Annotated in this window: 16 protein-coding genes; 8 read left to right on the top strand and 8 right to left on the bottom strand. The window is 71.4% G+C overall.

The features are described 5' to 3' along the window. Nucleotides 1–140 precede the first annotated feature (140 nt). Nucleotides 141–1,655: a M20/M25/M40 family metallo-hydrolase gene (locus OV207_RS00240; RefSeq protein ID WP_267551528.1), complete on the top strand. Its 1,515-nt coding sequence runs from the start codon at nt 141–143 to the stop codon at nt 1,653–1,655. A 7-nt stretch (nt 1,656–1,662) separates the two neighbouring features. Here OV207_RS00240 and OV207_RS00235 read toward each other — a convergent pair whose 3' ends face one another. After that, on the bottom strand, nt 1,663–3,432 hold the full coding sequence (locus OV207_RS00235; RefSeq protein WP_267552752.1) for an MDR family MFS transporter: 1,770 nt from the start codon (nt 3,430–3,432) through the stop codon (nt 1,663–1,665). A gap of 259 nt (nt 3,433–3,691) precedes the next feature. On the opposite strand from OV207_RS00235, the gene OV207_RS00230 reads away from it, so the two are divergent. The 3 genes from OV207_RS00230 (at nt 3,692) to OV207_RS00220 (ending at nt 8,342) form a co-directional block, all read left to right on the top strand. Further along, entirely contained in the window at nt 3,692–5,707 is a 2,016-nt protein-coding gene (locus OV207_RS00230) for a lysyl oxidase family protein (RefSeq protein WP_267551526.1), read from the top strand. Nucleotides 5,708–5,867: 160 nt separating this feature from the next. Beyond that, complete coding sequence (locus OV207_RS00225) at nt 5,868–7,094, top strand: ABC transporter permease (protein ID WP_267551524.1); 1,227 nt, start codon at nt 5,868–5,870, stop codon at nt 7,092–7,094. Between the two features lie 27 nt (nt 7,095–7,121). Beyond that, the gene (locus OV207_RS00220) at nt 7,122–8,342 is read left to right on the top strand and encodes an ABC transporter permease (RefSeq protein ID WP_193429483.1); all 1,221 of its coding nucleotides are present in this window, start codon (nt 7,122–7,124) and stop codon (nt 8,340–8,342) included. A 76-nt stretch (nt 8,343–8,418) separates the two neighbouring features. On the opposite strand, the gene OV207_RS00215 is transcribed toward OV207_RS00220, so the two are convergent. Together OV207_RS00215 and OV207_RS00210 are read right to left on the bottom strand one after the other, a co-directional pair. Then, a complete protein-coding gene (locus OV207_RS00215) occupies nt 8,419–8,592 on the bottom strand; it encodes a hypothetical protein (RefSeq protein ID WP_167509822.1) in 174 nt (57 codons plus the stop codon). Between the two features lie 166 nt (nt 8,593–8,758). After that, nucleotides 8,759–9,679 carry a hypothetical protein gene (locus OV207_RS00210; RefSeq protein WP_267551521.1) on the bottom strand — a complete coding sequence of 307 codons (921 nt, stop codon included), beginning with the start codon at nt 9,677–9,679 and terminating at the stop codon, nt 8,759–8,761. Nucleotides 9,680–9,883: 204 nt separating this feature from the next. Here OV207_RS00210 and OV207_RS00205 point away from each other — a divergent pair, with 204 nt between their 5' ends. Then, on the top strand, nt 9,884–11,128 hold the full coding sequence (locus OV207_RS00205; protein ID WP_267552750.1) for a phospholipase D-like domain-containing protein: 1,245 nt from the start codon (nt 9,884–9,886) through the stop codon (nt 11,126–11,128). Here the strand turns inward: OV207_RS00205 and OV207_RS00200 are convergent. Continuing rightward, nucleotides 11,109–11,645, bottom strand: coding sequence for a hypothetical protein (locus tag OV207_RS00200; protein ID WP_193429485.1), 537 nt, complete (start codon nt 11,643–11,645; stop codon nt 11,109–11,111). The two genes, OV207_RS00205 and OV207_RS00200, sit on opposite strands and share 20 nt — an antisense overlap. A gap of 195 nt (nt 11,646–11,840) precedes the next feature. On the opposite strand from OV207_RS00200, the gene OV207_RS00195 reads away from it, so the two are divergent. The 3 genes from OV207_RS00195 (at nt 11,841) to OV207_RS00185 (ending at nt 15,996) form a co-directional block, all read left to right on the top strand. Then, nucleotides 11,841–13,790, top strand: coding sequence for a DUF4091 domain-containing protein (locus tag OV207_RS00195; protein ID WP_267551519.1), 1,950 nt, complete (start codon nt 11,841–11,843; stop codon nt 13,788–13,790). Between the two features lie 224 nt (nt 13,791–14,014). Further along, a complete protein-coding gene (locus OV207_RS00190; RefSeq protein WP_267551517.1) occupies nt 14,015–15,400 on the top strand; it encodes an ATP-binding protein in 1,386 nt (461 codons plus the stop codon). A 74-nt stretch (nt 15,401–15,474) separates the two neighbouring features. Next, nucleotides 15,475–15,996: a GNAT family N-acetyltransferase gene (locus OV207_RS00185; RefSeq protein WP_267551515.1), complete on the top strand. Its 522-nt coding sequence runs from the start codon at nt 15,475–15,477 to the stop codon at nt 15,994–15,996. 233 nt (nt 15,997–16,229) lie between these two features. Here OV207_RS00185 and OV207_RS00180 read toward each other — a convergent pair whose 3' ends face one another. The 4 genes from OV207_RS00180 to OV207_RS00165 form a co-directional block, all read right to left on the bottom strand. After that, entirely contained in the window at nt 16,230–17,123 is an 894-nt protein-coding gene (locus OV207_RS00180) for an Abi family protein (RefSeq protein WP_267551513.1), read from the bottom strand. Nucleotides 17,124–17,503: 380 nt separating this feature from the next. Then, nucleotides 17,504–18,247, bottom strand: a complete 744-nt coding sequence (locus OV207_RS00175; RefSeq protein WP_267551511.1) for a hypothetical protein — start codon at nt 18,245–18,247, stop codon at nt 17,504–17,506. Continuing rightward, nucleotides 18,244–19,998 (bottom strand): PilZ domain-containing protein, encoded by a 1,755-nt coding sequence (locus OV207_RS00170; RefSeq protein ID WP_267551510.1) that lies wholly within the window; start codon nt 19,996–19,998, stop codon nt 18,244–18,246. The genes OV207_RS00175 and OV207_RS00170 overlap by 4 nt, the downstream gene beginning before the upstream one ends. A 262-nt stretch (nt 19,999–20,260) precedes the next feature. Beyond that, nucleotides 20,261–20,992: a hypothetical protein gene (locus OV207_RS00165; RefSeq protein WP_267551509.1), complete on the bottom strand. Its 732-nt coding sequence runs from the start codon at nt 20,990–20,992 to the stop codon at nt 20,261–20,263. Nucleotides 20,993–21,436: the final 444 nt, after the last annotated feature.

Genomic DNA, 21,436 nt, shown 5'->3' with positions numbered 1-21,436 from the left:
CGGGCCTCGCGTTCCCCAACCGCGGAACCGGTGCGTGACGTCCCAGTTGAGCCCCGCGCGCCGCGTTCCCCCTCTCGGCGCGCGGTGGCCCCTGGGACTCCGGGCCTCCGCCTTCCTCTCAAGTATCCTCGAGGATTTGCGTGTCCACCCCTGCCTTCGTCCTGCCCGTCTCGCTGGCCCTGCGACTGCTGACCTCCGCGGCGCCCGCTCCCCAGTCACCCGCCGCCGCGCCCAACCCGCCCCAGGTGCCCAGGGCGCCGGCCACCGCTCCGGTGAAGACGCCCTCGCCGTCCGTCACCAAGGCCTTGAGCGCAGCGCAGCAGGCCACGGCGGCGCGGCTGATGGGGGCCGCGCTCACGGAGGGGCATGCGTACGCGCGGCTGGCGGAGCTGACGGATGGGATTGGCCCGCGCCTGTCGGGCTCCGACGGCGCGGAGGCCGCGGTGCAGTGGGCCCTGCGCGCGTTCAAGGCGGACGGGGTGAAGGCCTGGAAGGAGCCGGTGAAGGTGCCGCACTGGGTGCGCGGCGAGGAGCGCGGCGAAATCGTGGCCTCCGAGCGCACGCGCGGCCTGCCGCTGGCATTGCTGGCGCTGGGCGGCAGCGCGCCCACGCCGCCGGAGGGGCTCACCGCGGAGGTGGTGGAGGTGGGCTCGCTGGAGGAGCTGGCCGCGCTCGGTGACAAGGTGAAGGGGCGGATCGTCTTCTTCAACCACACCATGTCGGAGGCGGTGGACTACGGCCGCTTCGCGGGGCTGCGCGGCCGGGGCCCGGCGGCGGCGGCGAAGCAGGGCGCGGTGGCCGCGCTGGTGCGCTCGCTGGCCACGGCGTCGTTGCGCACGCCGCACACGGGGTCCACGCGCTTCGACGAGGGCGGCCCCCGCCTGCCCGCGGCGTCGGTGTCGGTGGAGGACGCGCTGACGCTGCACCGGATGCTCCAGGGCGGGACGGTGAAGGTGCGGTTGGTGTTGGGGTGCTCGGAGCTGCCGGACGCGGATTCGTCCAACGTGGTGGCGGAGGTGCGGGGCCGGGAGAAGCCGGACGAGGTGGTGCTGCTGGGCGCGCACCTGGACTCGTGGGACGTGGGCACGGGCGCGCACGACGACGGCGCGGGCGTGGTGATGGTGATGGAGGCGGCGCGGCTCATCGCGAAGCTGCCCCAGGCGCCCCGGCGCACGGTGCGCGTGGTGCTGTTCATGAACGAGGAGAACGGCCTGCGCGGAGGCCGCGCGTACGCCCAGGCCCACGCGAAGGAGCTCTCCAAACACGTGGCCGCGCTGGAGATGGACTCGGGGGGCGGGCCGCCCCTGGGCGTCAGCGTGCACGCGGGCCCGGGCGGCGAGGACCTGCTGCGGCCGTGGCTGCCGCCGCTGGAGGGCGTGGGCGCGGCCACGTTCATGGTGGGCCACGCGACGGGCGCGGACCTGAGCCCCATGGAGCCCGCGCGCGTGCCCTTCGTGGGCGTGCGCGTGGACAGCAGCCGCTACTTCGACGTGCACCACTCCATGGCGGACACGCTGGACAAGGTGGATCCGCAAGACCTGGCGCGCAGCACCGCCGCGGTGGCGTGGGTGGCGTACGCGCTGGCGGAGGCGCCGGGCGTGCTCGCGCGCCCCACCGGGCCGGAGTCCGACGGCCCGCCGCCCGCGAGGAAGTAGGCGCCGGCTACTCCGCCACGGCCTGGCGGGGGCCCGCGTGCCTGGAGGGCATCTCCGGCAGCAGCAGCGTGACGAGCAGGGCCGCCAGCGCGACGAAGATGGCGAAGCGGTACACCGCCGTCGTCGCGCGGGTGAAGGACTCCTTGAGCGCGCGCTCCACCTGGTCCACGGTGGACAGCGCGCGGGCCTCGTTCGCGTCCAGCTTCGCGTGGGCGCGGGCCTCGGCGGTGCCCTGCAGGGACCGGGAGGCCTGCCGCCGCTCCTCCGCGAAGTCCCGCCGCAGCCTCGCCTTCACCTCCTCGGCCTGGAACGGGCCGCCCGCGGGAGCGCCCTCCTGGCCCACCAGGCCCCCGGGTGACGACGCCTGGAGCTCCTGGCGCACGTCCTGGGGCAGCCCCTGCGTGGCCCGCGCGGTGCGCGTCGTCAGCTCCCGGCCCAGCGTGCCCGCGAACACGGTGCCCAGCAGCGCCACGCCCACCGTCATGCCCAGCTGCCGGAAGAACGTGGCCGCGGACGTGGCCACGCCGATGCGCTGGGGCGGCACCGCGTTCTGCACGGCCACGGTGTACAGCGGGATGGACGGCCCCAGGCCCAGGCCCACGAGCACCATCTTCACCGTCACCTCGGCCTGGCTGGATTCAGGCGTCAGCGTGAAGGCCATGAGGGCGAAGCCCGCCATCAGGAACAGCAGCGAGCCCACCATCAGCGCCTTGTAGCGCCCCAGCCGCGACGCCAGCTGTCCGGACACCACGTTGCCCGCCACCACGCCCAGCGTCAGCGGCGTGAGCGTCAGGCCGGAGTGCGTGGCGGACAGCCCCACCACGTTCACCATGAACAGCGGCAGGAAGGTGACGGACGCGAGGAACACCGCGCCAATGGTGAACACCGCCGCGTTGCCCGCGGAGAACGCGCGCAGGCGGAACAGCGACGGGTCCAGCAGCGGCTCCTTCGCGCGGCGCTCCCGCCAGACGAAGAGGACCGCCGCCACCGCCGACAGCGCGAACAACCCGAGGATGGGCGCGGACCCCCACGCGAACCCGCCCGCCCGTGGCGCGGACGCCCCGTGGCCCAGGCTGAGCGCGAGCAGCAGCGGCACCACCGCCACGGCCAGCGCCAGCGCGCCTGGCAGGTCCAGCCGTCCGCCCTGCGCGCCGTCGGGCTTGAGCGCGGGCATGCGCAGGAAGATGAGCGCCAGCGCCAGCGCGCCCACCGGCAGGTTGATGAAGAACACCCAGTGCCAGCCCAGCGTGTCGGTGATGAAGCCGCCCGCCAGCGGGCCAATGACGCTGGACAGGCCGAACACCGCGCCGAACAGGCCCTGGTACTTGCCCCGGTCCCTGGGCGGGAACAGGTCCGCCACCACCGCCAGCGAGGCGGTGAAGAGCGCCGCGCTGCCCAGCCCCTGCACCGCGCGGCAGAGGATGAGGACGAGCGTGGAGCGGGCCGCGCCGCACAGGAAGCTCCCCGCGAGGAAGACGAGGATGCCCGCCACCAGCACCGCGCGCCGGCCCACCAGGTCCGACAGCTTGCCCCACACCGGCACCATCATCGTGGAGGCCACGAGGTACGCGGTGGTGAGCCACGGGTAGTGCTCCGGCGCGATGCGCAGGTCCGCCTGGATGGTGGGGCCCGCGGTGGCCACGATGGTCTGGTCCAGCGCGGCCAGCAGCAGGCCCAGCAGCGCCCCCGCCAGCGTGAACGCCTTCTGCGAGCGGCTGAACCGTTCGGACGCCGGGGCGGCAAGGGGATCCGGAGCGGTATCGGCGGTGTGGGCCATGGCGCGGGCACGCGCTCGCGCGTGCATCCGCGCGAATCTGGCGACGCCGGAGGAGGATGGCCACGCCCGCCTGCCCGGCTGCCCTCCATGCGGGGACGCAATCCGTCCGGGGTGGGACGCGCGTGGACACCTCCCGCCGGCAAGCGTTGTTACCGCGCCGTGGGCGCCTCGCCCTATCCTCCCGCCGCTTTCATGACGCGGGCCCGCCGGACGCCAGGGGCCGCGTCCCGCCGAACACCGAAAAGGGGAGGAGTGCCGCATGCGGATCCACGGAGTGCTGGCCTGTGCCGTGATGCTGTCGCTGGTGACGGGCTGCAAGGACGACCCGGCGCCCCGGCCCGACGCGGGGACCCCCGACGCCGGGAGCCCGGACGCGGGCGTGGAAGACGCGGGGAGTCCGGACGGTGGCGGCACCGCCGGGCCCACCCTCTCCGAGACGCCCCGCTGGGAGGTGGCCGGCGACGGCCTGAACCCGAAGGAGTGCTTCGGCCGCTCCGTGGCGCTGGGGGACCTCAACGGCGATGGCCGCACGGACCTGCTGGTGCCCTATCCCGTCTGCAAGAGCCTGGCGACGGACCCGGGGCGCGTGGCCGTGTACGCGGGCGAGGCGCGCTACTTCTCCAAGGTGCCCGTCATCACGACGATGACGTGGGAGCACCCCAGCCCGCGCACCTCGGGCTACCGGCTGGTGGCGGCCACGGGCGACATCGACGGGGATGCCTACGCGGACGTGGTCCTGCAGGGCTACTACGGCGTCAGCGTCTTCAAGGGCGGGCCGGACCTGGCCCGGGTGCTGGCGCAGCCGGTGTTCCGCGTGCCGGCGGACTCCGCCACGCGCTTCACCTCCGCGCGCCTGCTGGACCTGGATGGCGACGGGAAGGACGACCTCGTCGTCACCACCGCCACCGGCGGCACGACCCTCTATCGCTCCACGCCCGACGTGGCGGAGCGCCCCTTCACCAACGTGCGCGTCTTCTCCGGCCACGTCACGCCCGCCGGAGACACCGACGGGGACGGGGCCCAGGACCTGCTGGTGACGCTCCTGGAGGGGCAGAACGCGGTGGGGTTGTTCCTGGGGTGCAAGGCGGACAGCGCGCGGGTGTGTGACGGCCCGCTGACGGTGGCGCCGGTGTGGAAGGGCTCGGCCGAAACGCTCCAGGCGCTGGGAGACCTCAACGGCGACGGCCGTCCGGAATTGCTCGTGAGCCTGCGGGGCAGCCAGCGGCTGCACCTGTCCGACGCCGCGCTCCAGGGCTACTCGCCCACCGCCGCGTGGCAGATGATGGACGACGCGGCCTTCCCCCTCCTCGGGCAGAACGCCCTCTCCGTGGGGGACATGGTGGAGGGCGGCACGGGCCACGACTTCGTCATCTCCGCGCTGGGGCGCGCGTACCTCTTCCGCCCCACGGCGAATGTGTCCGGCCCGCTGGAGCCGGTGTGGGCGTGGCCTCGCGCCAACCACCTGGATCCGCGCACGGCGCTGGGCTTCGTCCCCCCCATCCTGGCGGGCGCGGGCGACCTGGACGGGGACGGCCATGACGACCTGGTGGTGGGCCTGACGCCAGAGGCCGACGGCACGCGCTTCCCGGGCCGGGTGGTGGTGTTCGGCGGCGGCGCGGTGCCGGACTCGACCGGGCCCGCGCCCGCGCTGGCGCCCACGAAGACGTGCAACCTCCCGGTGGATCCGGTGAACGGCAAGCCGGACCTGACGGTGGACCGGGACGTGCTCGCGCGCACGCTGTACGTGGAGCGCCGCACCTTCGCCCAGGACTCATGCGAGGTGCGCGAAGGCTGCGTGCCGCAGGGCGGCGAGCGGCGCCTGCTGCGCTTCAGCACCTCCATCATGAACATGGGCTCCGCGCCCGTGGTGGTGCCGTCGCCGCAGGAGCGGCCGGACCTCTTCGTCTACGACGAGTGCCACGGGCACGACCACCTGGTGAACTTCGCCGGCTACGCGCTGCGCGATGCCTCCGGGAAGGACGCCACGGTGGGCCGCAAGCAGGGCTTCTACCTCATCGACTTCACCCAGTACTGCGCGGACGGCAGCGCCTTCGCCTGGTTCGACCCGGGCACCGGCATCTCGCCCGGCTGGTCGGACGTCTACACCGCCGACACCGCGTGCCAGTGGCTGGACGTCACCGACACGCCGGACGGCGAGTACACGGTGCGCGTGGGCGTGGACGAGAACCACATCATCGACGAGGAAGACACGCTGCCCAACGAGGTCACCGTCAAGGTGCGCCTCTCTGGCGACACGGTGACCGTGCTGCCCTGAGGGGCAAACCCCGCGAAACCCGGACGGGAGCCCCCTTCCGTGAAGGCCGCGTGCAATGGGCGGCCCTCCCGGGCGTAGAGTGCCTGACGCGGCCCGCCCGCCGGGGTTTCCCGGCGCGGTGGGCCGCGCGGCCTCCAGCGTGCTCAAAGGGGTGGTTCAGGTGAATTTCCGGGTCGACGTGTGGGAGGGGGCGCGCATCGCGCTGTCCTCACTGCGTTCCAACCGGCTGCGCACGTTGCTCACCACGGTGGGCATTGGCGTGGGCGTGTGCACGCTGCTGGCCATCGTGGGCATCATCCAGGGGTTGAACAGCTCGTTCGCGGAGCAGCTGGGGAAGATTGGCTCCAACACCCTCCAGGTCTCCAAGTTCCCCTGGGTGATGAACGGGGACTGGTGGGAGTACCGCAACCGCAAGGACCTGTCGCTGGACCTGGTGCCCGCCCTGCGGGGCGCGTCCGAGCACGTGGTGGCGGTGGCGCCCCTGTACTTCGAGAACGCGGAGGTGTCGTTCCAGGAGCGCAAGCTCGCGTCCGTGCAGACGCTGGGCACGAGCCCCGACTACGTGGTGACCTCCAACGTGGACATGGCCGCGGGGCGCTTCCTCACCGACGCGGACGTGGACAACCGCTCCGCGGTGGCGGTGATTGGCGCGGAGGTGGTGAAGGTGCTCTTCCCGGGCATCAACCCGGTGGGCCACCGCATCCTGGTGGACAAGCGGCCCTACCGCATCGTCGGCACGCTGGTGGAGCGCGGCACGGTGCTGGGGCAGAACATGGACCTGGCGGTCATCCTCCCGTACCCCGCGTTCATGGGGCAGTTCGGCAGCAAGCGCTCCCCGCTGCTGGTGCTCGCGGTGGACGCGCAGGAGCGCATCCCCGTGGTGCAGGACCGGCTCACGGAGACGCTGCGCCGCGAGCGCAACACCAGGCCCGGCGCGCCGGACGACTTCGCCATCAACCGGCCGGACCAACTGGCCAGCATCTACAACCAGCTCACCGGCGCGCTCTACGGCGTGGCGACGGGCGTGGGGCTCATCACGCTGCTGGTGGGCGGCATCGGCATCATGAACATCATGCTGGTGTCGGTGCGCGAGCGGACGCGGGAGATTGGCGTCCGGCGGGCGCTGGGCGCGCGCAAGCACACCATCATCCTCCAGTTCCTGATGGAGGCGGCCAGCGTGTCCGCGGTGGGCGGCGCGCTGGGCACCGCGGTGGGCATGGGGCTCGCGTGGCTGGTGAACTACCTGACGCCCCTGGCGGCCCGGGTGGATCCGCTGACGGTGGCGGGCGGGGTGGGTTTTTCGGCGGTGGTGGGGCTGCTGTTCGGCATCTGGCCGGCGGCGCGAGCGGCGAACCTGGATCCGGTGGAAGCCCTCCGCCACGACTGAAGCAGCGAGGAGACCCCGTCGATGTGGATGGCATTCTGGGACACGGTGCGGCTGGCGTTCGGCACGTTCCGCTCCAACCCGCTGCGCTCGTTCCTGACGCTCCTGGGCATCGTCATCGGCGTCACCACGGTGGTGGCGATGATGTCGCTCATCGAGGGCCTGAAGAACCAGGTGAACAACCAGCTGTCGGACCTGGGCGCCAACTGCTTCCAGGCGCAGCGGCTGCCCTTCGGCCAGGGAAACCTGTCGGCGGCGCAGCTGGCGCGCCGGCCGCGCTTCACCTTCGCGGACCTGGACGCCATCCGGATGCAGCCGTCCGTTGGACTGGCGGCGGCGGAGGACTCCAAGGGCGGCCAGAAGGCGTCCACCTCCGAGCGCGAGTCCCGGGCCAACGTGAACGTGTGGGCCGGCACGTCGGAGTACTTCCAGACGAACGCCATCAGCATCGCCACCGGGCGGCCCTTCACGGACGCGGAGACGGTGGACGGGCGGCGGGTGGCGGTGATTGGCGCGGACCTGGCGGACACGCTGTACCCGGGCATGGACCCCCTGGGGCGCGAGTTCCGCATCCTGGGGCGCACCTTCCAGGTGGTGGGCACGCTCAAGCGCCGGGGCGGGTTCATGGGCGGCGGCAGCCAGGACAACCAGGCCATGATCCCCATCACCACGTACGCGGGCATCTTCGGCATCCGGGACCTGCGCATCAGCATCCAGGCCCGCTCCGCGGAGGTGCTGTCGCGGGCGGAGGATGAGGTGACGCTGCTCATGCGCCGGCGTCACGGGCTCAAGCCGGACCAGGCGGACGACTTCTTCATCTTCTCCAATGCGAGCACCACGGAGATGTTCAACAACATGTCCGCGGCCATCTCCGCGGCCAGCTTCGGCGTGTGCCTGCTGTCGCTGCTGGTGGGCGGCATCGGCATCCTGAACATCATGCTGGTGGCCGTGACGGAGCGGACGCGGGAGATAGGCATCCGCAAGGCGCTGGGAGCCAAGCGCTACCGCATCCTCGCGCAGTTCGCGCTGGAGGCCGTGGTGCTGTCGCTGGTGGGCGGCGCGCTGGGCGTGGCGCTGGGCGTGGGCCTGTCGCTGCTGGCGCGGTGGATGATCCAACTGCCCACGGAGGTGCCGCTCTGGGCCGTGGCCGTGTCGCTGGCCATGAGCTGCGGGGTGGGGCTGGCGTTCGGCATCTACCCGGCGGCGCGCGCGGCGAAGCTGGACCCCGTGGAGGCGATGCGCTCCGAGTAGGCGCGGGCATGAAGAAGGCCCCGACCCGACATGCGCGGGTGGGGCCCTGACCTCTACGCGCGCTGCCCGCGAGGCGCTACGGGCAGGGGTACGTACAGGTGATCTGCCCGGAGATGGGGTTCTTGAAACAGGTGGGCGTGCAGTCCCCCGCGGTGGCGGAGGCCGGCGCGACGGCGACGCCAATGCCCATCACGGTGGCGACGACAGCGGCGATGAAGGCGATGTGGCGGACGTGCTTGCGAGCCTGCATGGTGTCTTCTCCCTGGGTCGTGTTCGTGCTGCGAGGCGAACTCTAGGGGCTCCGTCTGACAGCGCCACGGGGCATGTTTCATGCCCGTGCGCTGGTGTGGGGAGCAGGGCGCCAAGGCGCCGCACGCGGGAAGAAAAATGAAACATCGGTGCGGCGAAACAATGCGTCAACGCCGCTGCGTGGGGGTGCGGCTCCACTGGTAGCCCACCGTGGCGCCGGTGCCGATGAGGGAGAACGCGAGGTAGCGGCGCACGGTGGCCAGCCGTTCGCTGTCGCCGGCCAGGTGCTTCAGCCCTTCGTGCGCGGCGATGCCGAGCAGCATCCCCGCGGTCGCGCCGCCGAGCGCGCCCAGGTACGCGTGGCCGCGGTTCTCGCTGTCGCCGAACGCGACCTCGCCCATGCCCCAGGTGCCGAGCGCGGCGATGGGCGGCGTCACCACCATGGCGGCGCCGAACGCGCCCACCTCCAGCTCCTGCCACCGGCCCTGCGGATAGGAGGGGTGGACGAAGAGGAAGCGTCCGGGAATGGAGGCCGCCAGGGTGCCGGCGGCGGCCTCGGCGGCGGTGGCGCCCAGGCGGGAGTCGCCACCCACGCGCGTGGCGACCCAGACGGAGGCCAGCGGCACCAGCGTGACGCCTCCGTGCGCGGCGAGCGTCGCGCCGGACAGCCTCGCGTCCGTGTCGGGTTCTCCGTGCGGGATGAAGGGCCGCAGCGCGCGAGGTGGCGCGGCGGGTGGCGGCGTCGCGGTGTCCAGGCGCGGCACATCCGAGGGGATGGACTCCAGCGGGGGGGGCTGCACCGTGGAGGCGGGGGACTCCATGGGCGACGCGGGGGGCTCCTCCTGAGTCGTGGGCGCTTCCGGCGAGCGGGGCTCGGACGTCGGTGGCCCTGCCGATGACCCGGCCTGTGTTGAAGGCGCTTCCGGCGGGTGGGGCGCGAACGTCGGTGGCCCCATGGAGGAGGCAGGTGTCTCCACCTGCGCGAGCCGCGCCTCCGCCGCGAGCGCCACGGGCGCCCCCAGCAGGCTCCCCAGCAGGAGTGCCCGGACACTCCAGTCCCAGGCCGGCCGCTTCCCGCGTCGCTCCATGTCCGTGTCCGTCCTCCGCGTGCGGGCCGCTGTCCGATGCCGCTCCCAGCAGTGCGCACGCGGCCCGCCCGGCACCACCCGCCTCGTGAGACACCCGGCGCAACCGTCCTCGGGTGGACGGTGTCCGGGGCCTTCCGGGGGCATCTTCCACTCCCGCGCACGCGGTGGATGCGCACGGGAGGGGGCTGCCCTAGCTTCGTGAACGTGCGGTTGGCCTGGCCCATCTTGATTGCCCTGCTCGCGGCGGGGTGCCCGTACCCCAACCACCGGCAGGACCTGCGCCTGCGCTCACTGCCAGAGGCGCCAGCGGCGCGCTCCATCGCCATCACCCAGACGCTGGGGGTGCCGCTGGAGCCGGGCAACCGCGTGGAGCTGGTGCAGAACGGTCACATCTTCGACGCGATGGAGGAGGAGATCCGCGCGGCCCGCTCCAGCATCCACATCGCCAGCTACATCTGGCGTCCGGGCATCCCGTCGGACCGGCTGATCATCGCGCTGCGCGAGCGCAGGGCCGGCGTGCAGTGCCGCGTGCTCGTGGATCCGCTGGGCAGCGTGAACTTCGAAATCGTCGCCCCGGTGCTCACGGATGCGGGCTGTGACGTGCGCCTCTACCGCCCGATGCAGGGCACGGTGGCGTCACTGGACGCGGTGCGCATCCGCGCGCGCATGCACCGCAAGCTGGTGATTCGCGACGGCGAGGTCGCGCTGACGGGCGGCTTCGGCATCTGGCGCAGCTGGCTGGGCAACGGCGACGCGGCGGAGACCTGGCGCGACACCAACGTGCGCATGCGCGGGCCCGTCGTGCGCGGCGCGCAGCTGGCGTTCGCGGGGAACTGGCAGGAGTCCGGCGGGGACTTCCTGCCACCGGAGTCCTTCCCGCCCCTGGCGCCAGCGGGGGACGCGCAGGCGTGCTTCGTCGCGAGCACCAGCCACCGCTTCCTGTCGGAGGCGTCGAAGATGTGGGCCCTGTCCATCGCGTCGGCGAAGCGCCGGCTGTGGATCGCCAACTCGTACTTCATCCCGCCCGAAGCCTTGAGCGACATGCTCATCGAGAAGGCGCGCCAGGGCGTGGACGTGCGCGTGCTGGTGCCGGGCCGCCACCACGACGTGAAGCCCGTGCTCACGGCGCAGCGCGCGTCCTATGCGCGGCTCCTGGAGGCGGGCGTTCGCATCTGGGAGTACGAAATCTCCATGATGCACTCCAAGACGCTGCTCGCGGACGACGCGCTGGGCATCGTGGGCTCCACCAACATGGATCCGCTGGCGCTCAACCACACGGAGGAGGGCTCCGTCATGGTGGAGGACCCGGCGCTGGCGAAGGCGCTGGAGGCCGCCTTCGAGCAGGACCTCACCCATTCCCGGGAGATCCACTGGAAGGGCTGGAAGCAGCGGGGTCTGCTTCAGAGGCTGGCCGAACAGCTCCCGAGCGTCATCGGCGATTTCCTGTGAGCCGCACGGTGCGGCGCGAGCGCGCCCGCAGCCGCGCGCCCGGGGACAGCCGGGGCAGGGGCCCTGCTTCCAGCAGCCACGGTGGGGCCACGTCGCGCAGCGCGGACAGGTACGCGGGCGAGCGCATGGGCGGGCACACCAGCACCGCCTTCTGGAACTCCTCCGGCGGCCCGTACCCGTGCGCGTCCACCGCGTGCACCATCATCGACGGGGCGATGTAGAGCCGGTCATACGCGGGGATGAAGAGGTTGCTGGTGCCCAGCTTCACGCGGGGCCCGCCCTCCAATTCGAAGGTGCGCGGGCCCTCCGTGAACCGGCACAGGCCGCAGTCATGCCACCCGAGCGAGCGCCGGGGCTGCCACGGGTCCTCCAGCAGCTCCACCAGCCGCATCACGAAGCGCCGTGACGCGTGTCCGCGCGGATACGGGTGCAGGTGGTCGATCCACCCCACCGCGAGCACGGGCTTGCCGCCCTCGCCGGGGTCGGAGCAGGGCGTGAGGTCCTCGAAGAAGGCCATGAGGCCGGGGAGCGTCGCACCGCGTCCGACGTGGGAGCAAGCCGCTGGAGGGGCCTCCTGTCCCCTCGGCATCGCCTCCGGACATGTCACCCGCGCCCCCGCGCCGGAGCAGGCATCGCTGCCCGCCTGCCCGCCCTGCGGACAGGGGCGCTCCGCCCGGGAAGCCCGCGAGGGCGTGCGTGCGTTTCTTGCCTCATGCCTGCGATTCGACCGTTGCGCCTCGCCCTGCTGTCGCTGTCCGTGGCCCTGCCGGCCTTCGCGGCCGGTCCCTCCGTCTGGGGGGAGGGGCTGATGGTGAAGGTGAGGCCGCAGACCGCGGCCCGGAGCGCCACCGAGGTGCGGCTCACCGCGGCGCGCAACGAGTTCGTCTCCTTCCAGGTGGCGCTGCACGGCGGGGACACGGGCCTCCAGGGCGTGCGCGCCCGCCTGCCCGCGCTGGAGGGGCCGGCGACGCTGACGGGGCGGAACGTGACGCTGTACCGCCAGGCGCTGGTCACCACGAAGAAGGCGTCGGTGGCGGGGGAGCCGGTGGGCCGGTGGCCGGACGGCCTGGTGCCGGACACGGACGAGGTCGCCGGGGAGCAGCGCAAGGCCTTCCCCTTCGACGTGCCCGCGAAGGAGGCGCGCGCCATCTGGGTGGACGTGCTCGTGCCGGAGGACGCGCCGCCCGGCGAGTACACCGGCACGGTGACGGTGGAGGCGGACGGGGGCTTCCAGCGACAGGTGACGGCGAGGCTGACGGTGGTGGACGCGGTGCTGCCGAGCACGTCCTCGCTGCCGTCGGCGTTCCTGCTGTGGCCGCCGCACGTCTGCCGCGCGCACACGGGCCGGGAGGACTGTACGCCGCAGGAGCTGGAGCCGCTGCTGGCGCGCTACCAGCGGATGGCGTTGGAGCACCGCTTCACGCTCTCCAGCCTCTTTCCGCGCAAGCCGTGGCCGCCCGTGTGGAGCGACTTCGACGCGACGTGGGGCCCGTACCTGGACGGCACCGCGCCCACGCGGCTGCCCGGCGCGCGGATGACGAGCCTGGAGTACGTGGGCCCGCTGGACGCACGGAACCTGGCGGACTTCACCGCGCACATGCGACAGAAGGGCTGGCTGGACCGGGCCTACGTGCAACTGGGGGACGAGCCGCCCTACGGGACGAGCTTCGCGCAGGTGCAGGCGACGGGGGCGCTGGTGCGGGACGCGGCGCCCGGGCTGCGCACGATGTTGACGACGAACTCGCACGAGATGGCCAACCACGACCTGGAGGGCCTGGTGGACGCGGTGGTGCCGCTGGTGAACCACCTGGACGGCACGGAGGGCGTGTACCGGGGCAACCAGCGCGACACGTACACGGAGTTCCTGGAGCGTCCCGGTACGGCGTTGTGGGCGTATCAGAGTTGCATGAGCCACGGCTGTGCGTATGGGACCAACGCCCCGGAGAACAAGCCGGGGGCAGGGTGGCCGTCGTACATGCTGGACCGCTCGGCGGCGAAGGCCCGCGCGATGGAGTGGGTGACGTTCCTGGAGGGCGCGACGGGCGAGCTGTACTACCAGTCGGTGGGCATGCTCTCCACGGCGTGGGCGGACCAGTACCGCTTCAATGGCAACGGGGACGGGACGCTCTTCTACCCGGGCACGCCGGCGGAGATTGGCGGGGCGACGGACGTGCCGGTGGCGTCGCTGCGCCTGAAGCTCATCCGTCAGGGCATGCAGGACTACGAATGGCTCAAGGCGGTGAGTGACGCGGGCGACCCGGGATTCGCGCGCAAGGTGGCGCGGGAGCTGATCCCGGCCGCGTCGCGCGTGCCGGACGACGGCGCCGCGTTCGACGCGGCACGGCTGCGGCTCATCCAGCGTCATCAGGAGCTGACCGCCGGTGAGGCGCCGGTCCCCGACGCAGGCACGCCGCCAGGGTCACCGGACGCGGGTACGCCGCCCGGGCCCCCGGGCCCGGGCACGCCGCCGGGAGGGGGCGCGGAGGGACCGGCGCAGGAGGCGCCCACGGCCAGGCCCGGCGTGGATCCGGAGGATGCGGGTGCGCCGACGGGCGGCTGCACCACGGGCGGAGGCGGCGCCGCGGCGGTGGCGGGGAGCCTGCTGTTCGCGGCCTGGGCGCTCAAGGGCGCGCGTCGGAAGCGGTGTGCCAGCGCTCCGTGAGGGCGGGCTGGCATGCGGCCGGGCGGCTCCCCGAACGCCCGGAGGCATCCCTGGAAGCCTTTGGGAGGGATTGCCGGGCGGCACCGTGTCCTTGGAGAGGATTCATCACTTCGAGCGTGGGGAACGCGACGTCCGTCTGGCACGGAGGTCGTGAGTGATGCCACCAAGGTGGCAGCCGGGGGGCAGGATGGATGCGAACCCGCTCGCGGGTTGTATGATGCTCCATGAGCTCAACCCACGGAGGTACGGCGCAACGCCAGCATCCGTCGGGAGGCAACGACCACCGCGTCCAGTTCTACGAAGACCCCTCGTTCCTCTTCGACGTGGTCGCGAAGTTCCTGGCCGCTGGTTTCCAGGCCGGTGAATCCGCCGTCGTCATCGCTTCGGAAGCCCACACGAAGGGCTGCACGGCGCGGTTGAAGGCCCTGGGCTTCGACGTGGAGCCAGCGCTGGAGGATGGGCGGCTCGTCCTGCTCGATGCCCGGGCCACCCTCGCGAGGTTCATGGTCGACGGGCTGCCGGACTGGAGTCGCTTCCAGCAGGTCATCGGGGACGTGCTCGACAGGAGCCACCGTGCCTCTGGCGGGCGCACCGTTCGTGCCTTCGGCGAGATGGTGGACCTGCTGCTGAAGGATCAAAACCCCCAGGCCGCGCTGCTGCTGGAGGAGCAGTGGAACGCGCTGGGCAAGACGCATCCGTTGGGCCTGCTCTGCGCCTATGCCTTGGGTGGCTTCCAGACGCAGGAGGATGCGCGGGTGTTCCACGCCGTCTGCGGCGCGCATGCCCACGTCATCCCCACCGAGGCCTATTCGCAGGTGCCGGCGGAGGAGCTGCGTCTGCGCGAGGTCGCCGCCCTTCAGCAACGCTCCAAGATGCTCGAAGCGGAGATTGAACACCGCAAGCGCATCGAGAAGGAGCTCCTGGTGGCGGTGCGGCTGCGCGATGACTTCCTGTCCGTCGCCGGGCACGAGCTGCGCACGCCCCTCGCGACCCTCCAGCTCCAACTGCACACCCTCACGCGGCTGGCGCGGGAGACGGGCGATGCGCGGGTGCAGGAGCGGCTGGAGCGGGTGCGGCAGCAGGTGCAGCGGCTGGGCACGCTCACGGAGGAGCTCCTGGACGTCGTCCGCGTCGGCGAGGGGCGGCTCGCGCTCCAGACAGAGACGTGTGACCTGGCGGCCATCGTGCTCGACGCGGTGGACCTCTCCTCGGAGGAGGTGGCCCGGTCGGGCTGCCAGCTCCGGGTGCGCGCCGAGCAGCCGCTGTGGGGCGAGTGGGACCGCTCTCGGCTGGAGCAGGTGGTGACGAACCTGCTCTCCAACGCGCTCAAGTACGGCGCGGGCAGGCCGGTGGAGGTGGTGGTGGAGGCGTCGCGGGACCGCGCGAAGCTCGTGGTCCAGGACCACGGCATCGGGATTCCGCTCGACGCCCAGGCCCGCATCTTCGACCGGTTCGAGCGTGCGGTGCCGACGAGCAGCTACGGGGGCCTGGGGCTGGGGCTCTGGATGGTCAGGCAGGTGGTCGAAGCCCACGGCGGCGGGGTCCGCGTCGAAAGCGAGCCCGGCAGCGGGGCCACCTTCACGGTCGAGCTGCCGTACACGAAGGGCTGAGCCCCCGGGGACGGACTCGTGACGGGTGACGGCGCGCTGTCCCCCCTCCCGGCCCGCGTGATAGGGGGCGGCGCATGAGCACGGACGTGGTGGCGCGGATCCTCATCCGCGAGGCTGGCCCCGCGGATGACGGGGCGATTGGCGAGCTGCTGGTGGAAGCCTTCATCACGCAGTACGCGAAGAAGCTGCCGGAGGTCGTCTACTCCGAGCAGCGCAAGGCGTTCCTGCGCGACGTGGCCTCGCGCCGGAAGGAGTGCACCATCCTGGTGGCGGAACTGGACGGCGAGGTCGTGGGCACGGTGGCCCTGTACCCGCCCGGCTCGCCCGGCTCCGAATCCTGGCTGCCCCGCACGGCGGACCTGCGGGCGCTGGCCACGTCGGTGCGCTTCCACGGGCAGGGGCTGGCGCAGCCGCTGCTGGCGGAGACGGAGGTCCTCGCGAGGCGCTGGGGCGTGGACGCCATCACCCTGCATGTGCGCCGGGGCGCGACGGGCGTGGCGCGCATGTACGAGCGCCGGGGCTACCAGCGCGTGCCGTCGGGCGACATCGACCGCCCGGAGGTGTACCTGGAAGCCTTCATGCTGCCCCTGAAGTGAAGACCGGAGGCCGCGTGGGGCCACGACACCGTAAGCCGTGGACACCGGCTGCGTGTCCGGTGTCAGGCTGACGGCGTTGAGATGCCCGGAGGGTGAGCGGGTCTCCGTGCCCGCGCTGCGCGAGGACTGGACGTCACGCAAGCCGCGGATGCATCACCAAGATTGAGCCGAGTGGCCCGAACAACTTTCCGGCCCGCGTGGGCGAGGACATTGGGTACGCATCCCGGTGTTGGCTACTTCTTCTTCGGCTTCCAACGGAGCAGTGCGTGTTGGCCTTTCCGCGCATGGATTTCATGTGTGGCGAGGCTTGAGCGGTCACGCCAGAAGGATTGTGTCGCCCACTGCGGTGGTACGCCCATGGAGTTCAGCCAGCGAGGCTTGCCATTCATCCCAGCCAGGAGATTCCGGACCGAACCGGCCCAGGCCTCTCCTCCATGCGCCGAGCGTGTCAGCTGCCTGAGGACGCAGAGGATGGCGTAGATGCGTTTGTTGTTGAGGGCGGGCCAGTCCGTGGCGCGCTTGGGCACAAGCGGCCGGATGGCGAGTTCCCGGTTCCAAAGTCTTCCGTGATGGGCACAGACATTGCGCACGTATGAGAGCGAGTGAAGCCATGACTCGGCCACGCTCTGGTGCACATTCCAGCTCTTCAAGGCTTCTTGCTGGTCCTTTGTCTGCATCCCCTTGAACATCTTGGAAAGGGTTCCAAGGGACATGACCTCGGAGGCCATCCAGATGGGGACATTCGGGAAGCCTACGTAGTTGGTCTGGAAATGCTCAAGGAACTTCTCTTTGGCGCGCCCTATTTCCTTGAGCAACTCCTGATGCCAGGCGTCATGGCTGAACCCCGCTGTGAAGTTGGACGGATCCGTATGGGCAAATGCACCATGGCCATGACCCATCGTGTATGTGATGAGTGTGCGTGCAAGGATCTCGACCCGCTCGATGGCGTCAAGAACGACGAGCCGAAGTCGGCGGTCGAACTCATAGAGTTCAAGTACCTTCTCGAAAGTCGTTCCAGGTTCGAAACTGCTATCCGCATTCCTGAAGGGATACCAGTAGGCACTGAGCCGGTAGTAGCTGATGCGTCCAAGGGCTGCCAACGCATGATCGCGGTTGGCGACGAGCATCCCCCGTTGTTCCAATTGGGTGAGCTGCTGGTCGAACGTCAGGGCTGGCTTGGTGTATTGCTTACCCAGATACTTCTCCCCAATTCCAGGTGTGCGAATCCGGGGCCAGTGCCCTCGGGGCGCAGAAATAAAAAAACCCGCCAGAGGCGCGTGACTGAGAGTCCAATCAGAGGCGTGGCGGGTGTGTTACTGACAGTGATAATCGTCGATGATCGTGGAGTCAAGGAGGTACGGCCACGCAAAAAAGCCCCTGCCTCGTAGGTTGCCCTGCACCTACTAGGACTTGTGGTTGGGGGTTCGGCCTACCCCAATTCAAGCGGCGTGTTCCCTGACTTCGTTGGCGAGCAGGCACTTTGCTGACGGCCTGCATGCGACGGAGTTCAGGCCGCCGCGGCGGAGATGCCGCCGGCGCCCTGGGCCACGCGCATGCAGTCGTCCAGGAAGCGCAGGTAGCAGTCCAGGCCGCGCGTGCCGTACTCCGCCAGCCGCCGGCCTTCTTCCGGACGGGTGCGCAGCAGGCCCTCCATCATCCGCTCATTGAGCGCGGTGTGGCCCACGTCCACCTCCGCGTGCTCCCGGAGGAAGGTGAGCGTGTCCAACGTCTTCTGCCCCAGCACCGCGCGCACGTTCGCCAGGATGCGCGGCACCAGCACCACGGTTAGGTAGCCCACCTCGTACTCGATGGCCGCCTGACCCAGGGGCAGGTCGCCGGTGATGACCTCGTCGTGCACCTGCCGGTACTGGCGCATGGCCTCCGTGGGGGCCTGCGCGACCAGCGTGTCCGCGTCCAGCACGTCCGCGTGGCGCGTGTTCCAGGTGGCCACCAGCACGCGGGCATCCTGAATGGTCATCAGGTGGTGCCCGGCCTCGTGCTTCGCGTGGGTGATGAGCTGCCGGCCGACCTTCTCATCGCCCAGCGCGATGCAGCGCTCGCCCGCGCCGCGGATCCACCCGTCCACCGGCTCGGTCATGTAGGCGCCCCGGGCGGACCACTCGATGAGGAAGCGCTCCATCACGCGCGGGGTGATGTCCGGGGACAGCAGCGTGCGCACCACGGCGTCCGTCTCCAGGCGGGCTCGGTGCTGCTGAACGTGCGGCAGGTAGTGCGTCTCAATCAGGCTCATGACAACTCCTTGTCGGGGATGGGGAGCGGACGGCATGCCGTCTGCTCGTGGAGGTGCTCCAGGAACTCGGGCGCGAGGTCGGCGGGGATGAGCCAGAGGTACGGCTTCATCTCCGGGGCCTCGTCGTGCAGGCCCGCGGCTTCGACGTCCCCGGGCGCTTCGGCCAGGAAGGTGAAGCCGTCGCGGCCCCGGCTCGCGAACCAGCGGCGCGCTTCGTCCAGCAGCGCGGGGTAGGCGTCCCTCCCGCGAGCGGACAGCGGGAACAGGCGCGCGGAGTCCAACAGGCGGAAGGGGTTCGTTCCCGGAGGACCGACCTCCAGCACGGCCACCGCCAGGGGCGTCGTTCCCGCGCGCGCGACCAGCAGGTGCCGTTCGCGCTCCAGACCCCGGGCCCGCCAAGACCGCGCCGCGTCCGCCAGGTCCAGCGCCTCCAGCCGGAGGTCCAGGGCTTCGGCGTAGCAGGGGGGCCGGGTGAGGGCGAGCTCCTCCGCGAGCCGTCTGCGCTCGGCTTCCGTCGCGGGCCCCAGCTCCAGTTCGGAGTCCTGCCGTCCCTGGGGAGGCGCGCACTCGACGTCAATCATCCGCATGGGCAGCAGGCAGGTGCGCCCGGTGTGGGCCATCCGTTCGGCGAAGCCGACGTGCACGCGGTGCGTGAAGGGCACGGTCGATTCGATGTACGACGCGAGCCACCGGAAGCCGCTGTCCGCCTGGGCGTGCTCCACGGCGCGCACGTAGAGGTCGCGCAGCATCTGCCCCCTGGCGCGCTCGTACCGCGAAGCGTCCGGGTGCCGGGCCAACTGGTGCACCATCCACACGGAGCGGTAGGGCTTCATGACGGAGAGCGTCGCCTCCACGCCGCGCTCCGAAGGCCACACCACCTCGGAGAGGACCGCCTCCAGCCCCCGGGCCCGCTGTCCCAGCGCCACGAAGCTCGCCCGTCGCGCCTCGAACCACTCCGGGGACCGACCGGCCAGGTCGAAGTAGCCGGAGTCGCTGAACAGCCGCCAGTGCGCCTCCACCAGCGCTCCATCGGCGCGCGTCGTCGGGTGGAGTGCCTGCTCCACCAGCGCCCGCCAGCGCTCCGCGTCGTCGCGGGAGCCAGGCGTGACCTGAAGGCCGCAGTGGAGGGCCCCGTCGGCGCAGGCGGTGACGTGGCGCACCTCTCCCCGCAATGACAGCCGGGCTCCGTCCTCCGTGAGCAGCTCGATGGGCTCCAGCGACCGGCCCACGGAGAGGCGCTCGCCCGGGGCCAGCCGCAATGACAGTCCTCCCAGGGACAGGTCCACCGCCCCGCGCTCCCGGCCGAGCCACCCGGGCAGCGGCAATCTCACACACAGGTGCCTGGGGGAGGGGGCGCGTCGGTGAGCCCGGCGCCGCACCTGGACGATGCGCGAGGGCAGGGACGTCACCCACGCGCCCGCCGCGTGGGGGCCCTCCGCGACATGCAACCGGTACACGCAGCCGTGACCCTGGAGTTCGACGTGGCAGGGACCGGCGTCCGGCGCCACGCACCTCCAATGCAGGCGCCCGGTGTCCCGCTCCAGTCGTTCAAGCCGCAGCGGTGAAGCCCTGTCTCCCCGGCGCAGCAGGGCGCGGGAGCCCAGGGCCACGGCGGTGGTGAGGATGGCGCGGATGCGCTCCGGGTCGGTGACGTCCTCCCGGACGATGACGGGCGGGGCGCCGACATCCCATTCCAGCTCCGGTGCCTCGGACGACGGGCGCGGCTGTGCCCGCGCGAACTGCGCTCCCACGGTGTCTCTCCCGGCGGATGGACGGCGGCACGCGCGTGAATCACCCGTGTTTCACGGGGAGGCGTGCTTGAACTGGATACGGAGCCGGTCCGGAAGTCGGGTCGTTGAATCAGGAGGAATGCGGCGGCCCCTGGCTCCACGCTCGCCGGGATCCATTCAGCGGATGGGAGAACTCCTTGAAGCGACGCGAGGCGCCCCGTTCGCCAGGAAGCGCCTGGGCACGCGCGGCGGTGGTGCGTCGGCCCGCGCTGGAACGCCGGGGTCAGCCGCCCGGAGGGAGGCGCTTCATCGAGGGCACGTCCCGGGAGGGTGAAGGCGTGGAGGGTGGTGGTGTTTCACCGGCGATGCGAAAGATCCGGTGCGGTGAGAGGACGTACTTCTTCTCCGCTCCCTGGCCGCGCAGGGTCCAGGCCGTGCGCTGGGAGCCGCTGTTGAGCACCCGCGCCAGCACGGTGCGGGCGGGCTCCCGGGAGGTGGCCTCCAACAGGGTGGGGGTCTCCAGCCGGAGGCCGCGCGTGCTCCCCAATTCGAGCGGTGTTCCTCCCTGCTTCGTGACCTCGGCGCAGAGGGCCTGGAGGACCTCCCCCAGGGGGCGCTCCTGGCGGGGCAGCGTGATGAGCGTGTCCAGCGGGGAGCCCTGCACGGGGGTGACGTGCCAGAGCCCTCCGGCATGCATCAGGCGGAAGCGCGGCGCGGCCTGTCCTGCCTGCTGGGCGATCAGCCGGTTCAGCACCTCTTCCTGAAGCTTCGCCTCCTTTCGGGTGGCATCCGTGACGGTGTAGGTCAGGTCGATGGCGCCGCCCGGCGGAGACGCGCCCAATGGCTCCTCATAGGTGATGCCCCAGCCCTCGCGCGTCTCCAGTCGCTTCACCGCGTCGGCGAGCGGTTGGGGGGTGGCCTCGACGGTCAGTCGCACCTCCTCGCTCCCGGCAGCCCCTCCCACAAGACAGACACCCAACAGCGCGGCATGAATCCCGGCCTTCTTCGTCGTCATGACATGGCTCCTTCATGGAGACGAATCAGCAACACCTGTGCCGACGCCCAACGCGGGGCGTTTCCTGGTGGCGCCGCACACGCGCTCCATTGAACCGTGACAGTTTGTCATGGGGCCTTCCCGTGGGCCTGTCAGGACACCACACGGCTGCCTGGGCTTGATGGAGGGAAGGGACAAAGACGCGCATGATGGCTGTCTTTACCCCGCTGGAGATGGCGCTGGGTCCAACCGACCGCCGTGGCGGGGGACGCCTTGCCGGACTCCCGGAACGAAGCTCCAGGAGGACGAAGGAGCCATGTGCTGATCGCCCGGCCTGGCGCTTGGGGCTCGTCCCTGACCCCCTGATGAAGTTGGCAGGCCAGAGGACCCAGGCGGGGAGTCAACGAAACGAACGCCGCGTGGCCACCTGACGCGTCAGCCGCTCCATCTGGCGTGTCAACGCGG

This window comes from Corallococcus sp. BB11-1, assembly GCF_026626625.1.
GTDB classification, from domain to species: domain Bacteria; phylum Myxococcota; class Myxococcia; order Myxococcales; family Myxococcaceae; genus Corallococcus; species Corallococcus soli.
Note: the sequence above shows the minus strand (reverse complement) of the source record. Positions and strands in the feature narration are given on the sequence as shown.

Excerpts from the sequence above, each read along its gene's own strand:
- OV207_RS00235 (WP_267552752.1), bottom strand. The coding sequence starts at position 3,432 with ATGGCCCACACCGCCGATACCGCTCCGGATCCCCTTGCCGCCCCGGCG.
- OV207_RS00230 (WP_267551526.1), top strand. The coding sequence starts at position 3,692 with ATGCGGATCCACGGAGTGCTGGCCTGTGCCGTGATGCTGTCGCTGGTG.
- OV207_RS00220 (WP_193429483.1), top strand. The coding sequence starts at position 7,122 with ATGGCATTCTGGGACACGGTGCGGCTGGCGTTCGGCACGTTCCGCTCC.
- OV207_RS00215 (WP_167509822.1), bottom strand. The coding sequence starts at position 8,592 with ATGCAGGCTCGCAAGCACGTCCGCCACATCGCCTTCATCGCCGCTGTC.
- OV207_RS00210 (WP_267551521.1), bottom strand. The coding sequence starts at position 9,679 with ATGGAGCGACGCGGGAAGCGGCCGGCCTGGGACTGGAGTGTCCGGGCA.
- OV207_RS00200 (WP_193429485.1), bottom strand. The coding sequence starts at position 11,645 with ATGGCCTTCTTCGAGGACCTCACGCCCTGCTCCGACCCCGGCGAGGGC.
- OV207_RS00195 (WP_267551519.1), top strand. The coding sequence starts at position 11,841 with ATGCCTGCGATTCGACCGTTGCGCCTCGCCCTGCTGTCGCTGTCCGTG.
- OV207_RS00190 (WP_267551517.1), top strand. The coding sequence starts at position 14,015 with ATGAGCTCAACCCACGGAGGTACGGCGCAACGCCAGCATCCGTCGGGA.
- OV207_RS00185 (WP_267551515.1), top strand. The coding sequence starts at position 15,475 with ATGAGCACGGACGTGGTGGCGCGGATCCTCATCCGCGAGGCTGGCCCC.
- OV207_RS00180 (WP_267551513.1), bottom strand. The coding sequence starts at position 17,123 with ATGCTCGTCGCCAACCGCGATCATGCGTTGGCAGCCCTTGGACGCATC.
- OV207_RS00175 (WP_267551511.1), bottom strand. The coding sequence starts at position 18,247 with ATGAGCCTGATTGAGACGCACTACCTGCCGCACGTTCAGCAGCACCGA.
- OV207_RS00165 (WP_267551509.1), bottom strand. The coding sequence starts at position 20,992 with ATGACGACGAAGAAGGCCGGGATTCATGCCGCGCTGTTGGGTGTCTGT.